Raw genomic sequence first — 25,706 nt, forward strand, 5'->3', positions numbered from 1 at the left:
ACGCGTGCGCCAGCGGGTTGACCAAGAGGAACCCCCGATGCGATTGATCCCCACGGTGCCTGCGCTGGCACTGCTGCTCCTGGCATGCCCGCTACGGGCCACCGCCCAGGACGAAGGCCGCCAGTGGCTGGCCGGCGACCACCACGTCCACAGCGAGTGGAGCGTGGACTGGGACCGCAGCACCACGCCGCCCACGCCGATCCGCGGTGGCGATTCCAGGTACAGCCGCACCCGCAATGCGCAGGAAGCGGCGGCCAACGGGCTGGTGTGGATGGTGCATACCGACCACGGCGGTCCGGGCCATTCGCGGGTGACGCGCGACCTGGCCTGGCCGGAACTGCTGAAGGCCCGCAAGGCGGTGCCTGGCGTCATCCAGTTCCACGGCATGGAGTTCAACGTGCCGGCGGGCGAACACGCCTCCCTGATCATCGCGCCGGGTGCGGCCGAGCGCGAACAGGAGTACGTGATCGAGCGCGACTACAGCCGCGGCGAAACGCTGGTGGAAGGCGAGCGCGACGATGGCCAGCTGATGCTCGATGCGCTGGCGCACATGAAGGCGCTGGCGCCGCAGCCGCTGGTGTTCATCAACCATCCCTCGCGCACCGCCACGGGCATGGGCCAGTGGGGCGAGGTGGAGCCCGATGAGCTGCGTAGCTGGCACGATGCCGCGCCGACCGTGCTGGTCGGCTTCGAGGGCGCGCCCGGCCACCAGGCGTCGGCGACCGATCGCGGCCTGTATCGCAATGCGCCGGCGCGCGCGCTGGGTGGCTTCGACCAGATGACCACGCAGGTCGGCGGCGCATGGGACCAGCTGCTCGCGCAGGGCAGGCGGTTCTGGATCACCGCCACGTCCGATTCGCACGTCAACCAGCGCGATGGCGGCAGCGACTTCGATCCGGGCCAGTACAGCAAGACCTACGTGTGGGCGCGGCCCGAGGCCGGCGATGTGATGGACGGGCTGCGCGAAGGACGCATCTTTGCCGTCACCGGAGACCTCATTGATCGACTGGAACTGACCGTCAGCTCCGTCGGCGATGCCGGGGCCAGCGCCACGATGGGCGAGCGCCTGGCCCTCAAGCCGGGCAAGACGATGCGCGTACAACTGCGCGTGCGCCAGCCCGACGCGCCCAATGCGCACGGGCAGCGTCCCGCGCTGGATCACGTCGAACTGATCGTCGGCAGCGCCGACGCCGCGGGCAACCCTGCGATGCAGACCAAGCGCTTCGCCGCGACCGACTGGCAGCGTGACGGCGCGTGGCTCACGGTGCGCTGGGAACTGCCAGTGCCGGCCAGCGGCGGCTTCGTCCGCGCGCGCGGCAGCAGCACGGCCGAGGTCACGCCGCTGGCAGACGTGCCGGGCGAGGACCCGTGGCAGGACCTGTGGTTCTATTCCAACCCGGTCTTCGTCGGGGCCGAAGGCTGATGGGCCAATACGCATGCAAGGCCGTGCTGGGTGCGCTGCTTGCAGTGGTTAGTGGCGTGAACTCCACGCACGCACAGGAGGTGCCGGTGCGGCTCAACGACCTGCGCGCAGTCGGCACCCACAACAGCTACAAGCAGCCGATGCCAGCAGAAACGATGGTGCGGCTGCAGCGCGACGAGCCGGCGATGGCGCAGGCGCTGGACTACGCGCATCGCCCGCTGGTCGAACAGCTCGACCACGGCGCGCGCCAGCTGGAACTGGACGTCAACTACGATCCGCGCGGCGGCCACTACGCCGCCGGTTCCAGCGCGCCGGACCTGCTGGCGCCCGGCTTCAAAGTGCTGCACATGCCGGGCCTGGACAACACCAGCAGCTGCGTCCGCCTGGTGCAATGCCTGCAAGTGCTGCGCGACTGGTCCGACGCGCATCCGCGGCACGTGCCGATCCTGCTGCTGTTCAATGCCAAGGACGACCAGAACGCCAAAGGCGGCGGGATCGATGCGCTGCGTTTCGATGCGGCTGCGTTCGATGCGCTGGATGCGGAGATCCGCTCGGTGCTGCCGGCGAACAAGCTGATCGTGCCCGACGAGGTGCAGGGCGATTTCCCGACCCTGCGCCAGGCGGTGCTGGCCGGACAGTGGCCGACGCTGGAGCAGGCGCGTGGACGCTTCATCTTCGCGCTGGACGAGCAGCACCCGAAGGTCGCGCTGTACCAGGGAACGCGTCGCTCGCTGGAAGGGCGCGTGTTCTTCGTCAACACCGATGCGAGCGCGTCGGCCGCGGCGTACATGACGATCAACGATCCGATCAAGGACGGCGACCGCATCCGGCGCGCGGTGCAGCAGGGTTTCCTGGTTCGCACCCGCGCCGATGCCGACACCCGCGAAGCACGCGCTAACGACACCCGCCGCCGCGACGCCGCGCTGGCCAGCGGCGCGCACTACATCTCCACCGATTACTTGTGGCCGGATCCGCGCGTGTCGGTCGACTACGTGGTGCCGCTGCCCGAGGGCGCGGCCGCCACCTGCAATCCGGTACGACGGCCGCAGGGTTGCGGCGCAACGGTGCTGGAGGCGATGCCCTGATCACCTGCGCGTGGGCTCAATTGCCCGGCAGCGGCACGGCCGCACCAGCCTTTTCCGGCGCATCGAAGATCGGGGCGCCGGTCTCGGACCAGCGTACGCGCTGGATATGCGGCGCGCGTGCGGCGGTGCACTGCATGTTGGGGCCGGAATTGGCGTGGTAGACGATCCAGGTCTGCTTGCCGTCGGGCGTGGTGAAAAACCCGTTGTGACCCGGCGCATACACGCCGCCCTGCGCCGACTTGGCGAACACCGGGCCGGGTTGCTTGGTCCAGCTGGCAGCCTTGAGCGGATCGCTGCCGGCCGGCGCGCGCAGCAGCCCCAACGCGTAGTCGTCCGACCAGCACGCGCTGCCCGAATAGGTCAGGAACAGGTCGCCGCGCGGCCCCTGCAAAAATTCCGGCCCTTCCAGGATCTGGCGGCCGCCCTGGCGCTCCCAGGTCTGATCGGGCTTGGCGATCACGGTCTCTGCGCCGCTCAGCGTCCACGGGTTGGACATCGCCACGATCGCCAGCACGCTGTCCGGGCCGACGTAGGGCGAGTAGACGAAGTAGCGCTTGTTGCCCACCGCAAACGTGGTGCCATCGATGCCGGCATGCGCGGTCTTCAACTTGCCGTGATCGGTCCACGTGCCCTGCGTAGGATCGACGCTGTCGTTCTGCAGCACGAACACGCCGCGGTGCGCATCGTCGTCATGCACGTTGTCTGAAGCGGTGTAGTAGATGAACCAGCTGCTGCCGATGCGATGCAGCTCCGGTGCCCAGATCGATTTCGCATTCGGCCCGGTCGCCGGCGGCGTCCACACGGTGATGTCCTGCGCCTCGGCGAGCTTGCCCAGGTCGGTGGTCTTGCGGATCGCGAGCCGGTTGCCGTGCGTGGCCATGAAGTAGTACGTGTCGCCCTGGCGCGCGATCCACGGATCGGGTCCGGACTTCAGCAACGGATTGGTGAACGTGCCTTCGGCGGCTGGCGATGCCAGCGGCGCCAACAACAGCAGGAGGGCAGGGAGGAGGGCGGTCTTCAGGCGCATGCAGGGGCTCCGGGAAATCGGGGGAAGGGGGCGCATCGGCTCACGGCGCCAGCGTCTGCAGCAGCACCGGACCAAGCAGGCCGGACGGTCGCAGCGGCGCATCGGCGCGATACGGGATGGCGGTGGTGAAGGTGGTCGGTGTCGCGCCGGGCTGCGCATCGCCGATCAGGCGATTGACCCACAGGTTGGCGACCTCGACCTGCAGGCGGTTTTCGCCCGGCCGCAGCGCGTCGCCGATATCCAGCGTCGTCGGTGCGTGCCACACCGTGCCGACCACCTGGTCGTTGACCGTGACGCGCGCGATGTCGCCGAGCTGGCCCAGCGAGAGCTGCAGCCGTGTGCCCGCTGCGGGCGCACGGGCGAGCGCGAACGTACGCGTGTAGCGCGCCGTGCCGGCGTAGTACTTCAGTCGCGGATCGTCGGACTGGTTCCAGGCCTGCAGGGTCTGCAGGTGTTGCGCCGATGGCGGATTGCGCGGCGTGGTGAATGCCACGTCCCAGTCCTGGCTGAGGTCGATGGCGTCGACGATGCGCGCGGCCGGAATGTCGCGCGACGCGGCCTGGCTCGGTTCGCGGAACACCACGAACACCGCATCCTCGGCGTCCAGCGACAGCGGCACCACCGTGCGCCCGTCGCGCACCGTATAGGGCAGCGGCGTGCGCGTACCGGTGTCGGCGCGCCACAGCTCCGGCGCATAGCCGTTGATGCGGAAGCTGGCTTCCATCTGGGTCGGGCGCATCGCGGTGGTGTGCAGGTAGTACAGCGCGCCGTCGGGCAAGGCGCGATGCACGAAGCTCGGCGTGGGGTCGCCGGTCGTGGCCTGCACGGTGACATCGGCAGCGATGCCGGCCGTGGACAGGCCTGCGGGGAGATCCTGCGTGGCGACGATGCGGCCTGCCGCCACCTTCGGTGACGCGCCCCACAGCTGTTGGACCAGCATATTGAATGCCGCGTGGTCGTCGGCCTGCGAGGGTGTATCGCTCGGCGCCGTGCCGATCACGGTTGCACCCGCTTGCACCAATTGCGCGATCGCACGCAGTGTCGGCAGGGTCATCTGCGTGCTCGCAGCATCCAGATAGAGCGCCCGGTAGCGCGCACCGCCGCGGGTCAGCAGGGTGCCGCGGTCGACCGAGAACTCGTGCAGCAGCATGTCCGCGTTGACGTAGTCGTAGGCATGGGTCGCTGGCCCGGCGCGCAGCGTGCCGTTGGCCCATTGCGCGGTCACCGGCGCTTCCTCGCCGATGAACCAGGCCACGTCGGCCACGTTGCAGCCCTGCTGCAACAGATAGCTGCTGCGCGCGATGTAGTCGACCCACGGCCGCGCGAACTCGGCCCAGGTGTCGTGGCGGTTGAAGTACTGGCCGAAGCCCGACAGCGTCAGCCCCGGCTGCTTGTCGTCAACGGGCTGATGTACCGAACTGTGGATCACCGGCCGATTGATGCCGCTGGCGAAGGCCAGGTCGATCACCCGCTTCAGGTCGCTCGGCGCGAAGGCATACGAGGCCAGTCCAGCAGTCATCGTTTCGGCCGCCGCATACGGGCGCCCGTACACATGCGCCACCGATGCCGCGCCACGCATGTCGCCCACATACGCCGGGTTCGGCCCGAGCGCAGGATTGAAGGTCCACAGCGCGGCCATCGGGATATCGGCGTGGCTGCGCATCGCCAGGTCATCGCCCAGCTGCGGGCGGCCGGTTTCCAGCGCCTCGCCGAACAGCGTGAGTTGCTGGTCCTTGGCGATGCGCGCGATCGTGCCGTAGTGGGCGCTGGTCAGCAGGTCGGTCAGCGTGCGGCGCCAGTCGTAGAGAAAGCCATCGCTCGCGCGGCGCGAGCCAACCACCACGCCGGTCAGCGCAGGCAGGTACGGCGTGGGGTCGTAGCCGCGCAGGCGCTTGAAGTCGCCGACGATCGTCGGCGTCCAGTTCGCGTTGCCCGATTCGATGCTGTCGGTGACGATGGTCTTGAGCCCGCGCTTGCCGAACAGGTCCGCGCCCACCGCCGCCTTGTACATCGACAGGTAGGTGCTGAAGTAGCGCGATACCGCGGCCGGATCGTACTTGTCCACTTCCAGGCCGGTGGCTTCGGCCGGCGCGGGATGGTTGGTGGTGCCCAGCAGCGAATACCCCAGGCGCAGTACGCGCCAACGGCCGGGCGGCGGCGTCCAGTCCAGCGTACCGTCGGCGTGCAGCTTGCCGGTGAGGTCGCGGACCTGCGTGGGATCGACACCGTGCGCCTCGATCGTCGGATCGCCCAGCGCGAAGTAATCCGGCGCCGTCGCAAACCCGGCTTTTGCTTCGAACCGGTTGACCCGCGCATCGCCGGAGACGGTGAACGTGGTGACCTCGATCGAACGCGAAGCGGCGTGCATATCGACGCCGACATCGACACCGGGCGCGGGGTTGTCGATGACCGGGCGCACGGGATGCGGATTGACGGTGAACACCACGCGCATCGCATCGGCCCGCACCGGTGCGAAGCTCACCGTGGTTGGCACCGCTTCGACCGGCAGCGTGGCCAGCGTGCGCCATTGCCCGTCGATGCGCGCCTGCAGCGCCGGCACGAAGCGCGCGGCCTGGAACGGCACCCACGCCCCGGCCATGAACAGCGTCGCCGATTGCAGCATGCGTGGCGCCTCGAAGCTGAGCGTGAGGTCGGTGGGCTGCTCGGGCGTGCCGGACGGCACGCTGATCGAACGCGCGCCGCGTGGATCGGACAGCGGCGCGCCATCGATGGGATAGCCCGAGACGGTGACGCGGGAAGCGGGCTGCTCGGCCGGTGTGTCGAGCGGATAGGCGAGCACGCGCGTGTCCTGCGCGACGCGCTTCGCGCCGCCAGGCAGCTCTCCGTCGCCACGCGGAATCTGCTGATACGGCCCGGCGACATCGGGCAAGGCAGGCAGGCGGATCGTGCGTGCACCGCCGCTGACGATTGCCTCGCTCCAGACCAGTTTCTTCATGCCGTCCTGCGGCGACACCCACGGGCCGCCGGTCTCGCTCCAGCCCGGCGAGGCCGCAGTGCCATAGCTCAGGCCCTGCGCATCGGCTTGCTGCACTGCGTGGCGGAAGGCGGCCTTCCACTGCGGCGACAGGTAGGTGATGCGTTGGTCGACGATGGTCGGCGTGCGCAGGCCGGCGTCGAAATTCTGCACGCCGCCCAGGCCGATCCGCTTGAACCAGGCGATGTCCGCATCGATGCCGTCCCGGGTGATGTTGCCGTCCATCCAGTGCCACCACGCCAGCGGGCGCGCGTCGCTGGGCGGATCGGCGAAGCCTTCGGCCAGTGCATCGCCGCCTGCAACGCGCTGCTGGCTCGACGCCATCGGCGCGAACAGGCACAGCGCGGCGAACAGCAGCGTGCGGTGGCGGGTGGCCATGCGCGTCCTCGGATCAGTGGCTCGCTGCGCGGGCGGCGGCATCGACGATGTGGAAACGGGCGCGGCGGACAGGATCACGCCGCGCCCGCGTGGCTCACCAGAACGTGGCGTACAGCGCGACCAGCACCGCGATGATCGCGATCGACGCGATGTTGAACGACGGCCGGGTGGCGTAGACCACGTCGCGGGTCTGGATGCGGTCGCGGTCGCCGCTGGCCTTGGTCATCAGCGAGACCACCACCGACAGCGCCAGCGACACCAGGAACACCAGGCCGATGCGGTTCATGAAGGGCATGTCCGGCAGCGCGAACTTGAACACCAGCGACAGCACGAACGAGCCGATCGCCGCGGTCAGCGCGCCGGCTTCGTTGGCGCGCTTCCAGAACATGCCCAGGAAGAAGATCACCACGATGCCCGGGGTGAAGAAACCGGTGAATTCCTGGATGTACTGGAAGCCCTGGTCGAAGCCGCCCAGCAGCGGGCGTGCGGTCAGCACCGCGATGATGATCGCCACGATCGCGGTGATGCGGCCCACGCGCACCAGCTTCTGTTCGGAAGCCTGCGGTGCGCGCTTGGCGTAGAAATCCAGGGTGAAGATGGTCGCCACCGAATTGATCTTGGAAGCGAGCGAGGCGACGATCGCGGCGATCAGCGCGGCGAATACCAGGCCCAGCACGCCGCTGGGCAGCATGCGCAGCATGGTCGGATAGGCTTCGTCCGGGCGCTTCAGGTCCGGCGCCAGCATCACCGCGGCGATGCCCGGCAACACCACGATCACCGGGATCAGCAGCTTGAGGAACGCGGCGAACACGATGCCCTTCTGCGCCTCGGGAATGTCCTTTGCCGCCAGGGCGCGCTGGATGATGTACTGGTTGAAGCCCCAGTAGCTCAGGTTGGCGATCCACAGACCGCCGAACAGCACCGCCAGGCCCGGCAGATCCTTGTAGAAGGGATTGTCCGGCTTGAGGATCATCTCGAACTTGCCCGGATGGGTCTGCAGCAGGGTCGTGAAGCCCCCGACGATGCTGCCGTCGCCGATCCGGCTCAAGGTGATGCCGGTGACCATCAGCCCGCCCAGCACCAGCAGGCAGACCTGCACGATGTCGGTCAGCGCCACCGCCTTCAGGCCGCCGTAGAGCTGGTAGGCCAGGGCGAAGATGCCCAGCAGCACCAGCGCCAGGGTCTGGTCGATGCCGGCCACCTGGGCGATGGCGATCGAGCCCAGCCACAGGATCGAGGTCAGGTTGACGAAGACGTACAGCGCCAGCCAGAACACCGCCATCAGCGTACGGATGCGGTTGCCGTAGCGTTCCTCCAGGAACTGCGGCATCGTGGTGATCTGGTTGCGCAGGAAGATCGGCAGGAACCATTTGCCCACGATCAGCAGGGTCAGCGCGGCCATCCATTCGTAGGAGGCGATCGCCAGGCCCAGCGCATAGCCGGAGCCGGACATGCCGATGATCTGCTCGGCAGAAATATTGGCCGCGATCAGCGAGGCGCCGATCGCCCACCAGGGCAGGCTGCGGCTGGCCAGGAAGTAGTCCTGCGCGGATTTCTCGCGCCCGCCTTTCTCGCGCGAGACGACCTGGGCCAGGATGAAGATGCCTGCAAGGTAGACCAGGACGATGGTGATGTCGAGGGTGGAAAGACCCATGTTGAGGTGCTCCGCTGTTGCAAGAGGTGCGCGGCGTCAGCGACGCAGCGCGGAATCGGGATGCCCGGCGAACCGGGCCTCAGGCAGGCCACGCACGCCCACCGGCAGGGCGAACACATCGCCTGCCGAGGGATCGGCTGCACGGGTGGCGGCATCCATGCCGTCGTGCGCGCTGGTGACGTAGAGCGTGGAAAGCTCGCCGCCGCCAAACGCCGGACGCGTGGGCTGCGCGGTCGGCATGGGGAACACGCCGTCCTCGCGGCCATCAGGCCGGTAACGCACCACGCGTGCGGCGCCCCACTGCGCGCTCCACACGCCACCCTGTGCATCCACCGCGGCACCATCGGGCTCGCCGGGCTGGTCGGACAAGTCGACGAAGGTCGAGGGCGTGCCCAGCGTGTCGCCGTACTCCACGCGCTGGATCGCCTTGTCCAGCGAGTCGCAGAAGTACAGCGTGTCGCCGTCGGGACTGAAGGCGATCGCGTTGGAGATCGCCACACCGGGCAGCGGCAGGGCTTCCAGCGCCAGCTCGGCGTTGAGCCGGAAGAAGCCGCCGACCTTCTGCTTCGGGCCCTGCGCCGGCTCGTGCAGCGTGCCGAACACGAACCGGCCCTGGCGGTCGCAGCCGCCGTCGTTGGCACGGGTGTCTGGTGCGCCGTCGATCGTGCAGATGGCGCGCAGCTCGCCGGTGTCCAAGTGGAAGAACGCCAGCCGCGAGGCCATCGCCAGCAGCAGCCAGCCGTCGGTGTCGCACAGCGCGAACGAGGCCAGCCGCTCGGGCATCGGCCACTGCCGCGTCGCACCGGTGGCCGGCACGTGCCGCCACAGCACCGCGTTGTGGATATCGGTCCAGAGCAGGGCGCCGGTGCGTTCGCACCAGACCACGCCTTCGCCCAGCCGGTTACCGGCCGCCACGACCGTGCGCGCGTCGGTGCTCACACCCAGCCGCCGTCGACGATGAAGTGCTGGCCGGTGCACATGCGGCTGTCGTCCGCGCCCAGGAACAGCGCCATCCGGGCCAGGTCCTCCGGCTGCAGGTGGCCAGGCAAGCATTGCGAGCGGCGGATCTGCTCCTCGCCTTCCTCGTCCAGCCACAGCCGGCGCTGCTTCTCGGTGATCACCCAGCCGGGGATCAACGCGTTGATACGGATACGATCGCCGCCCAGCTCGCGTGCCAGGCCGTTGACCAGGCCGTGCACGGCGGACTTGGCCATCGCATACATCGGGTAGCCGGCGTTCTTGATCATCCAGCCGGTCGAGCCCAGGCAGATCACCGAGCCGCCGCCGTTGGCGCGCATGTCGGCCACCACCGCCTGCGTGGCGAAATACTGGTGGCGCAGGTTGACTGCGATGTTGCGTTCGAAATCGGCCGGTGTGGTCTTGGCGAAGCTGTGGCGCACGTCGTTGGCCGCGTTGTTGACCAGCACCGAGATCGGGCCGATCTGCGCGCGCGCCGCGGCGATGCTGGCCTGCAGTGCGTCGATGTCGGTCGCATCGCAATGCAGGTATACCGGCGCGTGCGGCACGTCGTGCAGCTGTTCGACCAGCGCCTGGGCGCCGGCGTCGTCGATATCCAGGAACGCCACGCGCGCGCCCTGGCGGGCGAACTGCTCGACGAAGCTGGCGCCGATGCCGGTGGCGCCGCCGGTGACCAGGACGGCGCGGCCAGCGAGGCTGGGGTAGTGCGCGGTGTTGTCGGTGTTGTCGATGCCCTCCCTCATCGCGCTCACCACTCCGCCACGCTGCCGTCGGCGTGGCGCCAGATCGGATTGCGCCAGCGATGTCCCTCCGCGACGCGTTCGTCCACGTACTGCTGGTTGATCTCGATGCCCAGGCCCGGGCCATCGGGGATGGTTACGTAGCCTTCGTTGTAGGCGAACGGCGCGCGGTCGACCAGGTAATCCAGCAGGTCGTTGGCAGCGTTGTAGTGGATGCCCAGGCTCTGCTCCTGGATGAAGGCGTTGTAGCAGACGGCATCCAGCTGCAGGTTGGCGGCCAGCGCGATCGGGCCCAGTGGGCAGTGCAGCGCAAGGGCGACGTCATACGCTTCGGCCATCGCCGCAATCTTGCGCGTCTCGGTGATGCCGCCTGCGTGCGAGGGATCGGGCTGGATGATGTCCACGCCGCCGGTCTGCAGCACGCGTTTGAAGTCGAAGCGCGAGTACAGCCGCTCACCCAGCGCGATCGGCGCCGGCGACAGCGCGGCCAGCTCGGGGATGGCTTCCAGGTGTTCGGACAGCACCGGTTCTTCGATGAACATCAGGCCGAACGGGGCCAGCTCGCGCATCAGCACGCGCGCCATCGGCTTGTGCACGCGGCCATGGAAATCCACCGCCAGGCCGATGTCCTTGCCCACTGCATCGCGCACGGCCTGCACGTTCTCCAGCACCTTGGTGACCTTGTCGTGCGAATCGACGAACTGCACTTCCTCGGTGGCATTCATCTTGACCGCGGTGAAGCCGCGTTCGACCGCCGCCTTGGCCGCGCGCGCGGTGTCGGCCGGGCGATCGCCGCCGATCCACGAGTACACGCGGATGCGGTCGCGCACCGGGCCGCCGAGCAGCTTGTGCACCGGCTGGTTCAGCGCCTTGCCGTGGATGTCCCACAGCGCCTGGTCGATGCCGGCCAGCGCGCTCATCAGGATCGGGCCGCCGCGGTAGAAACCGCCGCGGTACAACACCTGCCAGTGGTCCTCGATGTGGCGCGGATCCTTGCCGATCAGGTAGTCGGAGAGTTCGTCGACGGCCGCGGCGACGGTGTGCGCGCGGCCCTCCACGACCGGCTCGCCCCAGCCGCTGATGCCCGCATCGGTATCGATGCGGACGAACAGCCAGCGCGGCGGCACGAGGAAGGTGGTAATCGCAGTGATCTTCATGGGGTGGGGGCCCTGTTCGTCTCGTTCCAGGCGTTGATGAAGGCATGGGCGCGGCGGCCGACTTCGGCTGCGTCCAGGCCGGGGGTGTAGAGCGCCGAGCCGATGCCGAAGCCGCTGGCTCCGGCTTTGCGATAGGCGCCCATGTTGTCCGGGGTGATGCCGCCGACCGGCAGCAGGGCCGTGCCCTTGGGCAGCACGCTCAGCCAGGCCTTGAGCACCGGCGGCGGCAGTTGTTCGGCGGGGAAGAGCTTGAGCGCATCAGCGCCGGCGGCCAGCGCGGCGAAGGCTTCGGTCATGGTCGACACGCCGGGCGCGCAGACCAGGCCGGCGGCCTTGGCTTCGGAGATGACCACCGTATCGGCGTGCGGCATCACGATCAGCTTGCCGCCGACCCTGGCGATGTCGCGCACCTGCGCCGGCGTCATCACCGTGCCGGCACCGACCAGGCAGCGATCACCGAAGGCTTCGGCCAGCAGCCCGATGCTCTGCAACGGGTCGGGGGAATTGAGCGGCACTTCCAGCGTGCGGAAGCCGGCATCGACCAGCGCCGTGCCCACGGCCAGTGCGTCCTGCGGCGTGAGGCCCCGCAGGATCGCAACCAGTGGAAGAGGTTGCAGCCATGCGGTACTCATGAGGACTCCGTCAGGGTTTGGATTTGGTGGCGCGCGAGCGCCGTTTGATGTTGGCGCGTGAGTCCACGATCATCCCGTGCATCGCTTCGCGCGCCGATTCGGGGCGCTTGAGGCGAATGGCGTCGTAGACCGCGAAGTGGCGCGGCAGCGAATACTTGAAGTCGGCTGCCTTGCGCGCCGACAGCAGCAGGTAGGCGCCCAGCGCGGTGTCGATCACCGAGAACAGCGACCCCAGCAGCTCGTTGTTGGCCGCATCCAGCACCGCTTCGTGGAACGACAGGTCGGCCGTGGCCCAGGCATCCTGGTCCTGCGCCGCATCCATGTCCTCGTAGGCAGCCTTGATCCGCGCCAGCTGCTCGGGCGTGCGGCGCTTGGCCGCCGCCGCCGAGGCGAAGGGCTCGATGATCTCGCGCATCTCCACCAGCTTCTCGACGAAATCCTCGGTCGGCATCGACGCGCAGCGCCAGGCCAGGATGTCGGCGTCCAGCTGGTTCCAGTAGCGCGGATCGCGCACCCGGGTGCCGGTCTTCTGCTTGGTTTCGATCAGGCCCTTGGAGCCCAGCACCTTCAACGCCTCGCGCAGCGCCGTGCGACTGACCGCCATGCGCTGGGCCAAGGCTTCCTCGCGGGGCAGCAGTTCGCCGGGCTTGATCTCGCCGGTGATGATCAGCCGGCCCAGTTCCTGGATCACCTGATCGTGGAGATTGCGAACCGAGATCTGTTTCACTAAGCGCCCTTCGACGGAAAGCACCGCGCCATGCGGATGCTCCTATTATCCGACAATAGGGGTTAACGCGGTCGACGAGCAAGCTGGAAGTCCCGTTTCCGGTCATGGCGTCACCGGATCGATCTGCAGGTAGTCGTAGTCCAGCGCCTGCGCCGGGTTGCGCACGATGACCTGATTGTCACCGGCGCGGAACGCCGCATCGAATTGCGCCATGCGCCAGCCGCTGCCATCCACCGCGCCGATCATGCGCGCGGGCTGCCCGTTGACCTCAACCTGTGGCGTGCCGCCCAGGCCGATGTCGTTGAAGCGCACCTGCAGCCGGCGCGTGCCAGCCTTGCCGATGCGCAGGGGGAAGGTCAGGCGGGCGTCGTCGACACCGGCCACGCGCACGCGGCGCCCGGCCGAGGCGGTCTTGTCCTCGATCTGCGCGCTGCCGCTGCGGGCGGCGTCCTCGGCTTCGTAGCGGTTGAGCGCCAGCGGCGCGCTGGCGTAGAGGATCTCGTTGTCGGCTTCGACGTCCGGCGTGGCGGCGCTGGACGACGAGGTGACATGCAGCAGCTTGCCGTCGGCGCGCGGCAGCAGCACCTGGGTCCAGCCGGCATGGCCGTTGCCGGTGCGCTTCTGCACCGGGGCCACGGTTTCCCACCACGGGCCGCGCCCGCCGGTGTCGTTGCGATACAGCGTGCGGCCGGCGACATCGCCACCACCGCCAGCGCGTTGCGCGGCGACCAGCAGCACGCCATCCTCGGTTTCGCCCGGCATCCAGCGGATCATCGGGCAGGCCGAAGGCCATGCGCCGGACGCGGTTTCCAGGCCGATGCCACGATCGCTGGCGTTCCAGGCCAGGCCATCGCGGCTGAACTTGATATGCACCTGTCCGCTGCGCGGACCATCGGTGTTGTCGATGTTTTCGAACACCATCGCGTAGTCGCCCGAAGGCAGGCGTTCGACCACTGCCATGCCGGGACGATCCACGCCGCCGGGCAGGGCGACGTCGAACACTTCCTCGCCCCAGGTCCGGCCGCCATCGCTGGACACCTTGTGGGCCAGCAGCTGGTTGAAGCCTTCGCGCTTGTGCCGTTCGCTGGAATAGAAGGCGACCATGCGGCCGTCGTCCAGGATCACGATGTACGGTTCCCAGACACCGCCGTTGAGGCGATCGGACGGCTGCCCGGCGCCTTTGACGATGCTGCTGCGGTAGTGCCAGGTCTTGCCCGCATCGGCGCTGGTGTAGAGCTGCATGTCCTGCGCGGTGATGCGTTTGTCGTCGTTGCGTTCAATCGAATTGGCGGCCAATAGCAGCGTGCCGGCCGGCAGGTCGCCGCTGGCGCGCGGCAGCTCGCTCAGGTGCGGCTGCCAGTGGAGGCTCCAGTGCGGCGAGCCGTCGTGGGCCTGGTCGGCGAGGTGGCCGATCTGTCTCCAGCTGTCGCCGTCGTCGCGGCTTTCATACAGCGGCAGGGTCGGATCGCCGGCTACTTCGAACACCATCAGCATCCGCTTGTTGTCCGCGGCGTTGCGTTGATGCGCCATGCGCACCGCCGAGACATAGCTCATCCCGGTCGCCAGGCGCGTGCCGACGACCGGCGCCGCGTCCTTCGACGCGGGCAGGGCGGCGGCGGCCCCGACGCAGAGCAGCGTCGGGGCCAGCACGGCGGCAAGGAAGGGCCGGGCCTTGGTCACAGCTTGAACCGCACGCCCAGGCCGAAGGTCTTGTCCTGGAAGCGGATGTCGCGCGGACGGGTCGTGCCGTCACCCCAGTACTGGTGGAAGTCGTTGCCCAGCAGGTTGGTGGCCGACATGACCAGCGTGGTGTGTGCGCCCAGGTCGTAGCTGATCGAGAAGTCCAGCGAGTTGGCCGGCACCACGTAGTCCTCGTTGCCCGACACCGTGTCCTGGGTGAAGGCGTCGATATAGCGGCTGCGATAGCCGTAGGCCAGTCGCGCCGAGATGCCGAAGTTCTCGTAGAACAGCACCGCGTTGTAATTGTTCTTGGAGACGTTCTGCAGCGGACGGGTCACCATCGGGCCGCCGACCGAGGCCGGGGACTGGGTTTCGCCTTCGATGTAGGTGTAGTTGAACTGCGCGCCCAGGCCACTCCATGCACCAGGCAGGAAGTCGAAGGTCTGCTGCCAGGCCGCTTCCACGCCCTGCAGGTAGCCGCTACCGGCGCTGAGCGGGATCGACAGCTGGTAGGCATCGCCGGCGATGGTGGTGTCGGTGATGTAGGTCTGGATGTAGCCGTCGATATCACGACGGAACACGCCCACGCTGGCCGAACCCACCGGCGAGAAGTACCACTCCAGCGAGGCGTCGTAGTTCTTCGATTCGATCGGGGTCAGGTTGGGGTTGCCGCTGGAGGCCTGGCCGCGACGGTTGATGGTGGCCGGGTTGAGCGACAGCGAAGGATTGAGCGCGCCGAAATCCGGGTAGCTCAGCGTCTTGGCCGCCGACAGGCGCAGCTGCCAGTCCGAGCCGAAGTGGAAGATCGCGCTGGCGTTGGGCAGCACGTTGACGTCGCTGGTCTGCTCGCTCAACGGGCTGTAGGTGGAGGTGCTGGCATCGAAGGTGAAGGCGTCCAGGTTGCGGCGCACCTTTTCCGCACGCACGCCGACCAGGCCATCGACGCGGACGTTGTCGCCCAGCGCGATGTCGTACTTGGTCTGCAGGTAGCCGGCCAGCTTCTTTTCCCCGATGTCGAAGAAGCGGCCCGGATCTTCCGAGGCCACGCCGGTCGGCAGGCCGTACAGCTGGCGCAGCGCGTCGGCGTTCTGGATCAGGTAGCCGTAGCAGGGCGTCAGCCAGTCCTGCTTCATGGCCGCGTTGCTGGGCATGGTGCACATGAAGTCGCCCGCCGGATAGCGCGTGCTGATCTGGTTGTCGGGATTGGGCACGGCGGTGGAACCCTGGCCACCCGGCGGCGGCGTGGAAATCTGGGTGCTGCCGCGGGCCAGCGCATCACGGTCGGCATAGCGCAGGCCGAACTGGATCGAGGCGATCGGGCCATCGTTGAAGTCGAAGTGGCCGTCACCGTGCCAGGCGTTCTCTTCGCCGTAGGTGTAGCTCCAGGTCTGGAACAGGCCGGCCAGGTAGAAGTTGTCCGCGCTCAGCGCCGGATTGCCGTCCAGGTACCAGTTGGTGTGGCTGCCGGCGTTGCCTTCCCACACGGTGGTGTTGGGGCCCTGCAGGTAGGTATCGATGATGAAGTTGCGGTCGCGGTAGTAGCCGGAGGTGCGCGAAAGTTCGCTGGACAGGTGCAGCTGGTCGCCGTCCCACTTGATGCCCAGCGCGTTCTGGATGTCCTGGCCGCGCTGCTTGTGCGCCTGCATGCTGGTGGCCGCGTAGCTGTTGCCGGTCCAGGTGCCGCTGTTGGCATCGCAGATGGTCTGGCCGCTGTACTGCGGATCCTGGCCCGGCGTGAGCTGGTTGGCGTAGCAGTTGTCCGACACGCCAATGGAGCTGGGCGCGATCACGCTGGTCGGGAAGCTGAAGTAGTACGCCTGGCCGTAGCTGTCGCGCACGTAGTCGTACAGGCCTTCGAGGTAGACCTCGGTGTTGTCGTTGGGCTTCCACTGCAACGCATAGTTGAAGGCGCCGCGGCGGCGGTTGCCGTCGTTGTAGGCGGTGCCGAAGCCGTTCGGTGCCGAGATCAGGTTGCCGTCGTCGGTGCGGATCGGATTGGTGGTGCCATCGGCATTGGTGGTGCCGTCGGTGAGCACGCGCGGGTTATCGGCCCAGACTGCGTCGTAGCGGTATTCCTTGCGCTGGTAGCCGAAGTTGACCAGCGCGCCGAACTTGCCGGCATCGGTATCCCAGGTGTCGCTCAGCAGCAGGCTGCCCTTGGGATCGTGCTTGCCGCCCAGGTCGCTGTGGGTCATGTCATAGGTCGCAGCGACCTGCGGCCCTTCGAAATCGAACGGGCGGCGCAGCTGGATGTCGACCAGGCCGGCGATGCCGCCCAGCGGCAGCGAAGCTTCGCTGGTCTTGTAGACGCTCAGCGTCTTGACCGCGGTGGCCGGCAGGTTCTGGAAGCCGTAGCCGCGCCCGGAGCCGCTGAAGATCTCGCGCCCGTTGAGCGTGCTGATGACGTTGGGCAGGCCGCGGATCACCACGCCGGTGGTTTCGCCCTGGCTGCCCTGTGCAATCTGCACGCCGGTGACGCGCTGCAGGGCGTCGGCGACGGAGTTATCCGGCAGCTTGCCGATGTCCTCGGCCACGATCGAGTCGACGATCATGTCCGCGCTCTGCTTGATGTTCTGCGCGGTTTCCAGCGACTGGCGCAGCGCGGTGACCTTGACCGCGTCCAGGTCGGTGGCCGTGCTCTGGGCCGATGCGGGGGCATCGGTGGCGGTCGTGGGGGTTTGGGTGGCGTCCTGTGCATGCGCCAGTGTGGGCAGCAGCAGGGCCGACAGGATGGACACAGACAACAGCGTACGTGCAGGCCGTTGATACATGACATCGTCTCCGGACGAAGGCTTCAGAAGGACCGCGCAAGGCCGGTGGCGGCGGTGGCGGCAGTCGGGTTGCGGGACAGCGGTGTGCGTGTTGCGAGGCCTGCGACAGGCGGCATGGCGATGCGGCCGGGGCGGTGTCTCCGAGGTGTTGCAGGTACAGATCCAGGCATGCCTTCGGCGTTGGCGATGGCCGGGGGCCATCGCGCTGCAGCAGGCAGGTGAAACGGGAGCGGAGGGCGCCGCGTCAGCGGCCCGCGCTGGCGCCCTTGTCCGTGGTGAAGCGGTAGACCATCCGGTTCACGTACTCCTGACTGGGCGCCAGGCGCGCCGCGGCCGGGCCGAACGTGGGCTGGTTGGGCGTATCGGGAAACAGCTGCGGTTCCAGCACGAAGGCATCGCCCTGGCGATACAGGTGGCCGCTCTTGCCGACCGTCTTGCCGTCCAGGAAATTGCCGGAATAGAACTGCAAGCCCGGCTGGGTCGAGGACAGCGACATCACCCGGCCCGAGCGCGGATCGTGCACGCGCGCCATCTCACGCGGCTGCTTGGAGGCGGTGCGGCTCACCACCCAGTTGTGGTCGTAGCCCAGGCCCAGCATCAGCTGTGGTTCGGCCACGGCGTTGCGCAGGTCCTGGCCGATCGGCTTGGGCTTGCGGAAGTCGAACACCGTGCCGGCTACCGGCACGATCTTTCCGGTCGGGATCAGCGTGGCATCCACCGGCGTGTAGGCATCGGCGGCGATCATCAGTTCGTGATCCATCGCCGTGCCCATGCCCTCACCGGAGAGATTCCAGTAGGTGTGGTTGCTCAGGTTGACGATGGTCGGCTTGTCGGTGGTGGCGCGGTATTCGATGGCTAGGCTGCCATTGCCTTCCAGCGCGTAGCTGGCGGTGACGGTGAGCTTGCCGGGGTAACCCTGGTCGCCATCGGGGCTGACATAGCGCAGCTTGACGCGATCGGGCTTGGCCTCGACCACTTCCCAGACCACCTTGTCGAAGCCCTTGGTGCCACCGTGCAGGCTGTTGGGGCCGTCATTGGTCGGGACCGTATACGACTTCTTATCCAGGGTGAACTTGCCCTTGGCCACGCGGTTGGCGAAGCGGCCGACGATCGTTCCGAAGTACTGCGGCTTGGCCAGCGTGGCCTGCAGCGTGCGGTCGCCCAGGACCACGTCGCCCAGCTTGCCGTTGCGGTCGGGTACGTCCAACGCGTTGAGCGCGGCGCCCAGCGTCAGGATGCGTGCCTGCATGCCGCTGGCATCGTGCAGCGTGATTGTCTCGATCTTGGTGCCATCGGGCAGGTTGCCCACCACCGCGCGTTCCTGCGCGCCGGCCGAGGCCACCAGGCCCATGGCCACCAGGCCCGCGCACAGGCCGGTCGTCTTGTTTCGCATCGACATCTGTCCAGTCTCCCCACAGCGTGAGGCTACTAAACCATATAATCATACAATTGAAACGCTGCACTGCAGCAGGAGTCTGACCTGCGTGTCAGCGGTCTGTCAGGCCTTTGCAACGCGCTGACGCGCAGCGAGTTCGATGAAGCCGCGCACCACCGCATCGGCCGAGGCGACGAAGCGTGCGCCGATGCCCAATTCCTCCAGCGCAGCGCGATACAGCGCGCACACCGGACCGGCGCCGACCAGCGGCACCGTGCTGCCTTTCAACGCGGGGAACAGTGCCAACGCATCGGCGATCTCCGCCCCGATCAGCAGGCCACGCAAATAGCCGTTGGCTTGTTCCAACGGCAATACGCCGCGAATCACACGCGCCCGCACGCCGAACAGCAGCGTGCCCAGTCCCAGCGATTGCGTGGTCGCCACGCGCACGCCCTCGCGGAACGCCGGGCCATCCTCGCTGGCACCTGCAACGACGGACGCGAGGACGCCGGCCGAAGTCATGCGGTCGTGCATCTCGCCGGACATCGCGGTCATGAACTGGCCGATGCGGCCGTCGTCCATCGCCACCCATTTGGTGTGCGTGCCGGGCAGGGCGATGACCGGCGCAGCCTCGAGCTGGCCGCTGGCGAGCAGGCCGAACAGCTCGGTTTCCTCGCCGCGCATCACGTCGGGTGCGCCGTCGGCGGTGCGCACGCAGGTGACGCCGGGGACGATGTGCAGATCCAGCACGCCGATCCGTGCCGGCACCAGCTGTGCGGCGATGTCATCCAGGCCCGCAGGCGCCTGCGCGTAGCCGGCGTCGGCCCAGCCGATGTTGGAGCCGATCATGCCGGCGGCGATCACGCGGCGTGCGTCGGGCCAACGCGCCTGCAGGCGCGCGGCCATGTCGATCATGCCGTCGCGCTTGAGCGTGGCCACGCCGGCGGCGGCTTCCAGCGTGTCTTCGACCGCGCCGTCGGCGCCGATGCGATACGCGCGGAAGTTGGAACTGCCCCAGTTGATGCCGATCAGGGGATCGTGGCTTGCGTGATTCATGTGCGTGGAATCTCTAGAGGGTTCAAGCAAAGGCGTCGATCAGCGCGTCGGCACAGGCCGGCCGTCGCGCCAGTCCAGCGGCTGCACGTACATCGCACGGTAGCGTGGATGCGTCGCCGTGGCCGCGCGCCAGCCGTGATAGGCGATCCAGCTGCGGCCCTGGAACTGGAACACATGCTGGTGACCCGGCCCGATCAACGGTGGCGGCCCATCGGTGCTGCGCAGGATCGGATTTTCCAATGCATCGCGGCACGGTCCGGCCGGGCTGTCGCAGCGCGCATAGCCGGTCGCGTACGCGCCGTTGCCGTAATCGTTGCCGGCGAAGAACAGATAGAGCTGGCCGTCGTGGCGCAGCAGTTGCGGTGCTTCGACCACATGGCCTTCCCACGGCTGGTCGTTGACCGCGCCGGCCATCGTTTGCGGCGCGTCGATGAGTGCCAAGCCATCCGCACGCAGGTGCTGGGCGACGAAGGTCGTCGGCACGCCGCAGCAGTTGCCGTCGGTCTTGTAGATCAGCCACAGCTGCTCCTGGCCGGAGGCATCGACATCGCGGAACGGGCTGACATCGATCACGCCGTGTTCGCCGCCGCAGGTCAGCGGCGCGGGCTGCGGCACGAAGGGGCCAGTGGGCGTCTTGGAGATGGCCGCGCCGAGACACAGCGTCAAGCCATCCGGGCGCCTGCGCGTGGCGTGGCGCGCGCTGAAGTAGGCGATGTAGTGGTCGCCAACCTGCAGCACTTCCGGGGCCCACAGATCTGGTCGCTCGGCACGTGCCCACGGCGGCGCAGCCGGCATGGCGTCGACCGGCGTCGTCCAGTACTGGCCATCGCGTGAGGTCGATACGGGCAGGTGCATCCGGGTGCCATCGTCGGCGGTGTGGTTGGTCGCATAGGCCACGAGCGTGCCGTCGTCGATCGGCAGGACGAAGGGATCGGCGAACTCGGTATCGAGGACCGGACTGGTCCATGTCGTGGGCGCGGTTTGTTGTGCTGCACAACCGGCGAGCAGCAGCACGAGCCCGCCTGCGAGCTGACGGAGATGACAGTGAATGACTTTTTCCGTTGTAAAAATCATATTGTCGGATAATATGCGCCAGCGCCGGACTATAGGGTCCGGCACGCATCACGTCGATAGCTGCGCACACTCTGGGAGGGGATATGCGCCATGCGGCAGGTCGTTTCGCGTCCCTCGTGGGCGTGTCCATGCAGGTGAGCCGTGCGCTGCGCGCCGGCTTCCACCCGATTACGCAAGCGATGCGTGCAGACGTGTTCATGCCGGTGCGTGCGCGCAATGCGCGCGTCATGGCGTTGGCGATACCCGGCGTCGCTGCGACGTCTTTTCTTGAATCCGATTCCCGCACCGGGTGCTCGCTGCCTGTGCGAAGTCCGCGCGTGGCCGCGGCCCTGTCTTCGCGTCATTCCCATCCAACCGATCACCCAACGGAGCACACCATGCCTCGCCTGTCCGCCGTCGCTGTCCTTGTCTGCCTCTGTCTCCCCGCCACGTTCGTGGCTCACGCGCAGGCGCCGGATGCGGCGGCCCGCTCCGCGGCCATCGCCGGTGCATCGGACCGCTGGAGTCCGGAAAAAGCCGAGGCCTGGTACAAGGCGCAGCCGTGGCTGGTGGGCAGCAACTACATCCCGGCCAACGCGATCAACCAGCTGGAGATGTTCCAGGCGGCGACCTTCGACCCGGCGCGCATCGATCGCGAGCTGGGCTGGGCGCACGAGCAGTTCGGCATGAACACCATGCGCGTCTACCTGCACGACCTGCTGTGGAAGCAGGATGCCAAGGGCTTCACCAAGCGCCTGGACCAGTTCCTGACCATCGCCGAGAAGCACGGCATCAAGCCGATCCTGGTGCTGTTCGACAGCTGCTGGGATCCGGACCCGGTGCTGGGCGCGCAGCATCGCCCGATCCCCGGCGTGCACAACTCCGGCTGGGTGCAGAGCCCGGGTCGCCATGAGCTGGTCGATCCGGCCAATGACGCCGGTTTCCGCAGCTATGTCGAAGGCGTGGTCGGCGCGTTCGCCAAGGACAAGCGCGTGCTGGCCTGGGACATCTGGAACGAGCCGGACAACCCCGGCGGCGGCAACTACATGGACAAGCAGCTGCCGCAGGAACAGGACCGCATCGCCGAGCTGCTGCCCAAGGCCTTCGGCTGGGCGCGCAGCAAGGCGCCGATCCAGCCGTTGACCAGCGGCGTGTGGATCGGTGATGACTGGTCGCCAGGCTCGAGCAAGCTCAACGCGATCCAGAAAGCGCAGCTGGAACACTCGGACATCATCAGCTTCCACAACTACGAGCAGCCCGAATCGTTCGAGGCGCGCGTGGCGCAGCTGCGCCCGTATGGCCGTCCGCTGATCTGCACCGAATGGATGGCGCGTGGCAGCGGTTCGGCCGTCGATACGATCCTGCCGATCGGCCGTCGCGAAAACATCGGCATGGTCAATTGGGGCCTGGTCGACGGCGCGATCCAGACCCGCTTCCCGTGGGACAGCTGGGAGCGTCCGTACACGATGAAGGAACCGGTGGTGTGGTTCCACGACCTGATCAAGCCCGACGGCACGCCGTATCGCCTGCGCGAAGCGGAGCTGTTCCGCCGCATGGCCGGCGCCGACGGCGCCGCGGCAGCTGCGGCCGCGCGCTGATCCCACCCGAAGCGCAAGAAGGCCCCCACGCCCTCTCACGCGGCCAATGAAGGCCTACTCCGGAGTCACCGGCATGAACTCGATCCGCACCCGACGTCCCGTCACCCTGTTGGCCACCGCGATCACCGCGGTGCTGATGGGCGCCCCTGCCTTCGCCCAGGACGCTACCGTCCAGGCCACGCCGACCACCACCGCGCAAGCGCTGGATGCCCCCGCGCAGGACGCGACGCCCGTGGCCTCGCCACAGACGCCTGCCGAGCCCGGCAACGCCAAGGACCTCGATGCGGTGAAGGTGGTCGGCCTGCGTGCCAGCCTGCAGAGCGCCCAGTCGATCAAGCGCGACGCGACCCAGATCATCGATTCGGTCGTGGCCGAAGACCTGGGCAAGCTGCCCGATGTCACTGCCTCGGCCTCGCTGGCGCGCGTGACCGGCGTGCAGGTGACGCGTGCGGCCGGTGAAGCGGCCGATGTGCAGGTGCGTGGCCTGCCCAACCTCACCACCACCTACAACGGGCGCGAACTGTTCACCGCCGAGAACCGCAGCGTGGCGCTGCAGGACTTTCCGGCCGGCGGCGTGGCGGGCCTGGACGTGTACAAGTCCAGCACCGCCGAGCTGGTGGAAGGTGGCATCGCCGGGTTGATTGACGTGCGCTCGCGCCGGCCGTTCGACTTCGAAGGGCGCGAGCTGTCCGGCTCGATGAACTACGCCTACTTCGACCAGGCCGACAAGGGTGATCTCAACGGCAACTTCCTCTTCAGCGATCGCTGGGATACCGATGTCGGCGAGATGGGCTTCCTCATCAACGCCGCGTGGAACCGCCTGCGCTTTCTCGATTCCACCCGCGAGAACTCGTTGGTGATGGGCGTGGCCCAGCCCAACCAGACCGACGAACCCGGCTTTCGTTATCCCGACGGCATCGGCACGTTCTACGGCCAGGGCATGCGCACGCGGCCGTCGGTCAACAGCGCCTTCCAGTGGAAGCCGAACGAAAGCTGGGAGATCAACGCGGACTTCCTTTACCAGGGCTTCCGCAGCCACGACGACGACAGCTACATGTTCGTGCCGCTCTACACCGGCGACACGCAGTTCTCCAACGTGGTCACCGCGCCGGGCGAGTCCGGGCCGCAGGCGCAGAGCCTGACTGCCAGCGGCGGCCTGCGCCCCGAGGGTTACCAGGCCTCCACCAACGCCAGTACCAACACCTACCAGATCGGCCTGGGCGCGGTGTACCACGAGGGCGGCGTGCGCTGGTCGACCGACCTGGCCGCGACCAATTCCAAGTTCAAGCTCAAGCAGGCCAACATCGACTACGCCTTCGCCTCTGCGCCGGTGGTGGATGTGAACTACGCCGTCCCCGGCAGCGATGGCGGCGGCAGCTACAGCTTCCAGAATTTCGACCTGACCGATCCGAACAACTTCATCTTCCGCGGCCTCTACGACCGCAATTACGAAGCCTCGGGCAAGGACTTCCAGGCGCGGACCGACTTCGAATTCACCCCGGAAAGCGGCGTGATCACCGCCTACCAGGCCGGCCTGCGCTACACCGACCGCGACGCCGAGCGCAAAAGCGGCGACCGCTACGGCTACGTCGAAGGCGCGGGCCTGAGCTACCTCGACCTGCCGGTCACGCTGTCCACCACCGGTGGCGGTTTCGAAGGCGACAGCCACGCGCCGCCGACGCGCTGGGTCGCGCCGACGCGCGACAGCATCCGCGACAATGTCTATGCGCTGCGCCAGCTGACCGACTCGCTGCTGGGCCCGGACAACCACGACTTCGACGACTACGGCCTGCCGGCGTTCAACCCGCTCAACACCTTCAACGCCAACGAGAAGGCTTCCACCGGCTACGCGCAGGTCAAGTACGCCTTCGATACCGCGATCCCGATCGACGGCGCGGTCGGCATGCGCGTGGTGCGCACCAAGACCCAGGTCGATGGCACCTCGCGCGACGACGCCACCGCGACCTACTCGCCGATCAGCAGCTCCACCCGCTACACCGACTACCTGCCCAACGCGAGCATCCGCTTCCGCGTCACCGATACCTTCCAGATCCGTGCGGCGGCCACCAAGACCCGCACACGCCCCAATTTCGACCAGCTCAATCCGTCGACGATCGTCAATTCGCCGCAGGGCGCGTGCAATACCGATCCGGACAGCGTGAACTGCTTCCGCACAGCGTCCAGCGGCAATCCCAACCTGTCGCCGCTGGAGTCGGAAAACTACGACCTGTCGTTCGAGTATTACTTCTCGCCGACGGGCTCGGCGACGCTGGCGTTCTTCCGTCGCGACGTGAAGGGCTTCATCGCCAACGTCACCACTGATCAGGCCGACGCTGAGTACGGCACGCTGCGCCTGACCCAGCCGGAGAACGGTGGCGAAGGCAAGTTGCAGGGCGCCGAGTTCGCCTTCACCAGCTTCCTGGATTTCGACGCATTGCCGGAGTGGGCGCGCGCGTTCGGCGTGCAGGCCAACTACACCTATATCGATGGTGGCGCCGAGCAGGGACCGACGGTGGCCTCATCGATCCCGGGCGAGCCGCGCATCCCGGGTGTGTCCAAGAATTCGTACAACCTGGTGCTGCTGTACGAAAAGCCCGAGTTCTCCGCGCGCCTGGCCTACAACTGGCGCTCGAAGTGGGTGCAGGAATACTCGCAGGTGTACGACGCGGCGCTGGGCGCCAACGGGCCGTTCTTCCCGCTGGTGCAGGATGACCGCGGCACCCTGGACATGTCGCTCAATTACACGCCGATCCCGGCGGTGACCTTCGCCTTCGACGTCTCCAACATCCTGGGCGATCCGATCACCAACTCGCGCACCTACAACGTGCAGGGCGATGCCTACGCGCGCCAGATCAAGTATCTGGAAACCGTGTACTCGCTGGGCGTGCGCTTCCGCTTCTGAGGCGCCGATGAGGGACAGGCTGTGATCGCGCTCCCGGCGTGCACCATGCGCGCCGGGACTTTCACATTCCCTGCAGCGGGCGTGCATGCAGGATCGGGCCTTCCCGACGGATCGGATGCCCGCATGACCATTGCATTGGATCTGCCCAGGCAGGTGCCGCCCTGGCTCGACCTGGAAACCGAGCACCAGCACTGGATGCATCATTTCCAGAAGCTGCCGTGCGCGCGCAAGGGCGACACCATCGACGAATGCTGGCCGCTGATCGAGACCGTGTACGGGCTCTACATCAAGCACCCGCAAGCCACGCTCGACCAGGCGCTCGCCCTGTACGGACAGGCGACCGCAGGCCTGGAGCGCCAGCTCACCCATGAAGACATGCGCGAAATGTTCGCGCGCGTCTGGGCACGCCTGCTCAAGGTCTCCGCAGGCCGGTCCCTGCCGCACTGGCTGCCGGGGCTGGCCGACGCGGTTTGAC

General features: G+C 67.7%; 18 protein-coding genes. 5 read left to right on the forward strand and 13 right to left on the reverse strand.

Translation table 11 applies throughout. The features are described 5' to 3' along the window. Window positions 1–37: 37 nt before the first annotated feature. Complete coding sequence (locus tag BMZ17_RS10140; protein WP_093138470.1) at window positions 38–1,423, forward strand: CehA/McbA family metallohydrolase domain-containing protein; 1,386 nt, start codon at window positions 38–40, stop codon at window positions 1,421–1,423. Continuing rightward, complete coding sequence (locus tag BMZ17_RS10145) at window positions 1,423–2,508, forward strand: Ca2+-dependent phosphoinositide-specific phospholipase C (RefSeq protein ID WP_093138471.1); 1,086 nt, start codon at window positions 1,423–1,425, stop codon at window positions 2,506–2,508. Before BMZ17_RS10140 ends, BMZ17_RS10145 begins: the two co-directional genes overlap by 1 nt. Window positions 2,509–2,524: 16 nt before the next feature. On the opposite strand, the gene BMZ17_RS10150 is transcribed toward BMZ17_RS10145, so the two are convergent. The 13 genes from BMZ17_RS10150 to BMZ17_RS10210 all read right to left on the reverse strand — a co-directional run bounded on the left by BMZ17_RS10150 (window position 2,525) and on the right by BMZ17_RS10210 (window position 20,692). Beyond that, window positions 2,525–3,535, reverse strand: coding sequence for a glycoside hydrolase family 43 protein (locus tag BMZ17_RS10150; RefSeq protein ID WP_093138472.1), 1,011 nt, complete (start codon window positions 3,533–3,535; stop codon window positions 2,525–2,527). Window positions 3,536–3,575: 40 nt separating this feature from the next. After that, the gene (locus tag BMZ17_RS10155; RefSeq protein ID WP_093138473.1) at window positions 3,576–6,908 is read right to left on the reverse strand and encodes a glycosyl hydrolase; all 3,333 of its coding nucleotides are present in this window, start codon (window positions 6,906–6,908) and stop codon (window positions 3,576–3,578) included. Between the two features lie 94 nt (window positions 6,909–7,002). Continuing rightward, window positions 7,003–8,562 (reverse strand): sodium/sugar symporter, encoded by a 1,560-nt coding sequence (locus BMZ17_RS10160; protein ID WP_093138474.1) that lies wholly within the window; start codon window positions 8,560–8,562, stop codon window positions 7,003–7,005. Between the two features lie 36 nt (window positions 8,563–8,598). After that, window positions 8,599–9,501, reverse strand: a complete 903-nt coding sequence (locus BMZ17_RS10165; protein ID WP_093138475.1) for an SMP-30/gluconolactonase/LRE family protein — start codon at window positions 9,499–9,501, stop codon at window positions 8,599–8,601. Beyond that, entirely contained in the window at window positions 9,498–10,283 is a 786-nt protein-coding gene (locus BMZ17_RS10170) for an SDR family NAD(P)-dependent oxidoreductase (RefSeq protein WP_093139583.1), read from the reverse strand. Before BMZ17_RS10170 ends, BMZ17_RS10165 begins: the two co-directional genes overlap by 4 nt. 5 nt (window positions 10,284–10,288) lie before the next feature. Further along, window positions 10,289–11,437, reverse strand: coding sequence for a galactonate dehydratase (gene dgoD, locus BMZ17_RS10175; RefSeq protein WP_093138476.1), 1,149 nt, complete (start codon window positions 11,435–11,437; stop codon window positions 10,289–10,291). Then, window positions 11,434–12,069 (reverse strand): 2-dehydro-3-deoxy-6-phosphogalactonate aldolase, encoded by a 636-nt coding sequence (locus BMZ17_RS10180; RefSeq protein ID WP_093138477.1) that lies wholly within the window; start codon window positions 12,067–12,069, stop codon window positions 11,434–11,436. Before BMZ17_RS10180 ends, dgoD begins: the two co-directional genes overlap by 4 nt. Before the next feature lie 10 nt (window positions 12,070–12,079). Next, window positions 12,080–12,796: a FadR/GntR family transcriptional regulator gene (locus BMZ17_RS10185; RefSeq protein WP_254775267.1), complete on the reverse strand. Its 717-nt coding sequence runs from the start codon at window positions 12,794–12,796 to the stop codon at window positions 12,080–12,082. Window positions 12,797–12,898: 102 nt separating this feature from the next. After that, the gene (locus tag BMZ17_RS10190) at window positions 12,899–14,476 is read right to left on the reverse strand and encodes an exo-alpha-sialidase (protein ID WP_254775268.1); all 1,578 of its coding nucleotides are present in this window, start codon (window positions 14,474–14,476) and stop codon (window positions 12,899–12,901) included. Further along, window positions 14,473–17,214, reverse strand: a complete 2,742-nt coding sequence (locus BMZ17_RS10195; protein WP_254775316.1) for a TonB-dependent receptor — start codon at window positions 17,212–17,214, stop codon at window positions 14,473–14,475. Before BMZ17_RS10195 ends, BMZ17_RS10190 begins: the two co-directional genes overlap by 4 nt. A gap of 277 nt (window positions 17,215–17,491) precedes the next feature. Further along, a complete protein-coding gene (locus BMZ17_RS10200; RefSeq protein ID WP_093139592.1) occupies window positions 17,492–18,640 on the reverse strand; it encodes an aldose epimerase family protein in 1,149 nt (382 codons plus the stop codon). Window positions 18,641–18,745: 105 nt separating this feature from the next. Next, entirely contained in the window at window positions 18,746–19,678 is a 933-nt protein-coding gene (locus tag BMZ17_RS10205) for a 2-dehydro-3-deoxygalactonokinase (protein ID WP_093138479.1), read from the reverse strand. Window positions 19,679–19,717: 39 nt separating this feature from the next. Further along, window positions 19,718–20,692: a glycoside hydrolase family 43 protein gene (locus tag BMZ17_RS10210; protein WP_175485549.1), complete on the reverse strand. Its 975-nt coding sequence runs from the start codon at window positions 20,690–20,692 to the stop codon at window positions 19,718–19,720. A gap of 437 nt (window positions 20,693–21,129) precedes the next feature. Between BMZ17_RS10210 and BMZ17_RS10215 the strand changes: the two genes are divergently transcribed. From BMZ17_RS10215 to BMZ17_RS10225, 3 genes are all read left to right on the forward strand, one after another. Continuing rightward, on the forward strand, window positions 21,130–22,329 hold the full coding sequence (locus tag BMZ17_RS10215) for a cellulase family glycosylhydrolase (protein WP_139202889.1): 1,200 nt from the start codon (window positions 21,130–21,132) through the stop codon (window positions 22,327–22,329). 73 nt (window positions 22,330–22,402) lie between these two features. Beyond that, complete coding sequence (locus BMZ17_RS10220) at window positions 22,403–25,231, forward strand: TonB-dependent receptor (RefSeq protein ID WP_139202890.1); 2,829 nt, start codon at window positions 22,403–22,405, stop codon at window positions 25,229–25,231. Between the two features lie 123 nt (window positions 25,232–25,354). Beyond that, the gene (locus BMZ17_RS10225) at window positions 25,355–25,705 is read left to right on the forward strand and encodes a hypothetical protein (RefSeq protein WP_093138483.1); all 351 of its coding nucleotides are present in this window, start codon (window positions 25,355–25,357) and stop codon (window positions 25,703–25,705) included. The last annotated feature ends 1 nt before the right edge of the window (window position 25,706 follow it).

The organism is Pseudoxanthomonas sp. GM95, from assembly GCF_900109775.1.
Lineage (GTDB): Bacteria > Pseudomonadota > Gammaproteobacteria > Xanthomonadales > Xanthomonadaceae > Pseudoxanthomonas_A.

Bases quoted from the DNA above. Each gene is read 5' to 3' on its own strand.
- BMZ17_RS10140 (WP_093138470.1), top strand. From the start codon at position 38: ATGCGATTGATCCCCACGGTGCCTGCGCTGGCACTGCTGCTCCTGGCA.
- BMZ17_RS10145 (WP_093138471.1), top strand. From the start codon at position 1,423: ATGGGCCAATACGCATGCAAGGCCGTGCTGGGTGCGCTGCTTGCAGTG.
- BMZ17_RS10150 (WP_093138472.1), bottom strand. From the start codon at position 3,535: ATGCGCCTGAAGACCGCCCTCCTCCCTGCCCTCCTGCTGTTGTTGGCG.
- BMZ17_RS10155 (WP_093138473.1), bottom strand. From the start codon at position 6,908: ATGGCCACCCGCCACCGCACGCTGCTGTTCGCCGCGCTGTGCCTGTTC.
- BMZ17_RS10160 (WP_093138474.1), bottom strand. From the start codon at position 8,562: ATGGGTCTTTCCACCCTCGACATCACCATCGTCCTGGTCTACCTTGCA.
- BMZ17_RS10170 (WP_093139583.1), bottom strand. From the start codon at position 10,283: ATGAGGGAGGGCATCGACAACACCGACAACACCGCGCACTACCCCAGC.
- dgoD (WP_093138476.1), bottom strand. From the start codon at position 11,437: ATGAAGATCACTGCGATTACCACCTTCCTCGTGCCGCCGCGCTGGCTG.
- BMZ17_RS10180 (WP_093138477.1), bottom strand. From the start codon at position 12,069: ATGAGTACCGCATGGCTGCAACCTCTTCCACTGGTTGCGATCCTGCGG.
- BMZ17_RS10200 (WP_093139592.1), bottom strand. From the start codon at position 18,640: ATGCGAAACAAGACGACCGGCCTGTGCGCGGGCCTGGTGGCCATGGGC.
- BMZ17_RS10205 (WP_093138479.1), bottom strand. From the start codon at position 19,678: ATGAATCACGCAAGCCACGATCCCCTGATCGGCATCAACTGGGGCAGT.
- BMZ17_RS10215 (WP_139202889.1), top strand. From the start codon at position 21,130: ATGCCTCGCCTGTCCGCCGTCGCTGTCCTTGTCTGCCTCTGTCTCCCC.
- BMZ17_RS10220 (WP_139202890.1), top strand. From the start codon at position 22,403: ATGAACTCGATCCGCACCCGACGTCCCGTCACCCTGTTGGCCACCGCG.
- BMZ17_RS10225 (WP_093138483.1), top strand. From the start codon at position 25,355: ATGACCATTGCATTGGATCTGCCCAGGCAGGTGCCGCCCTGGCTCGAC.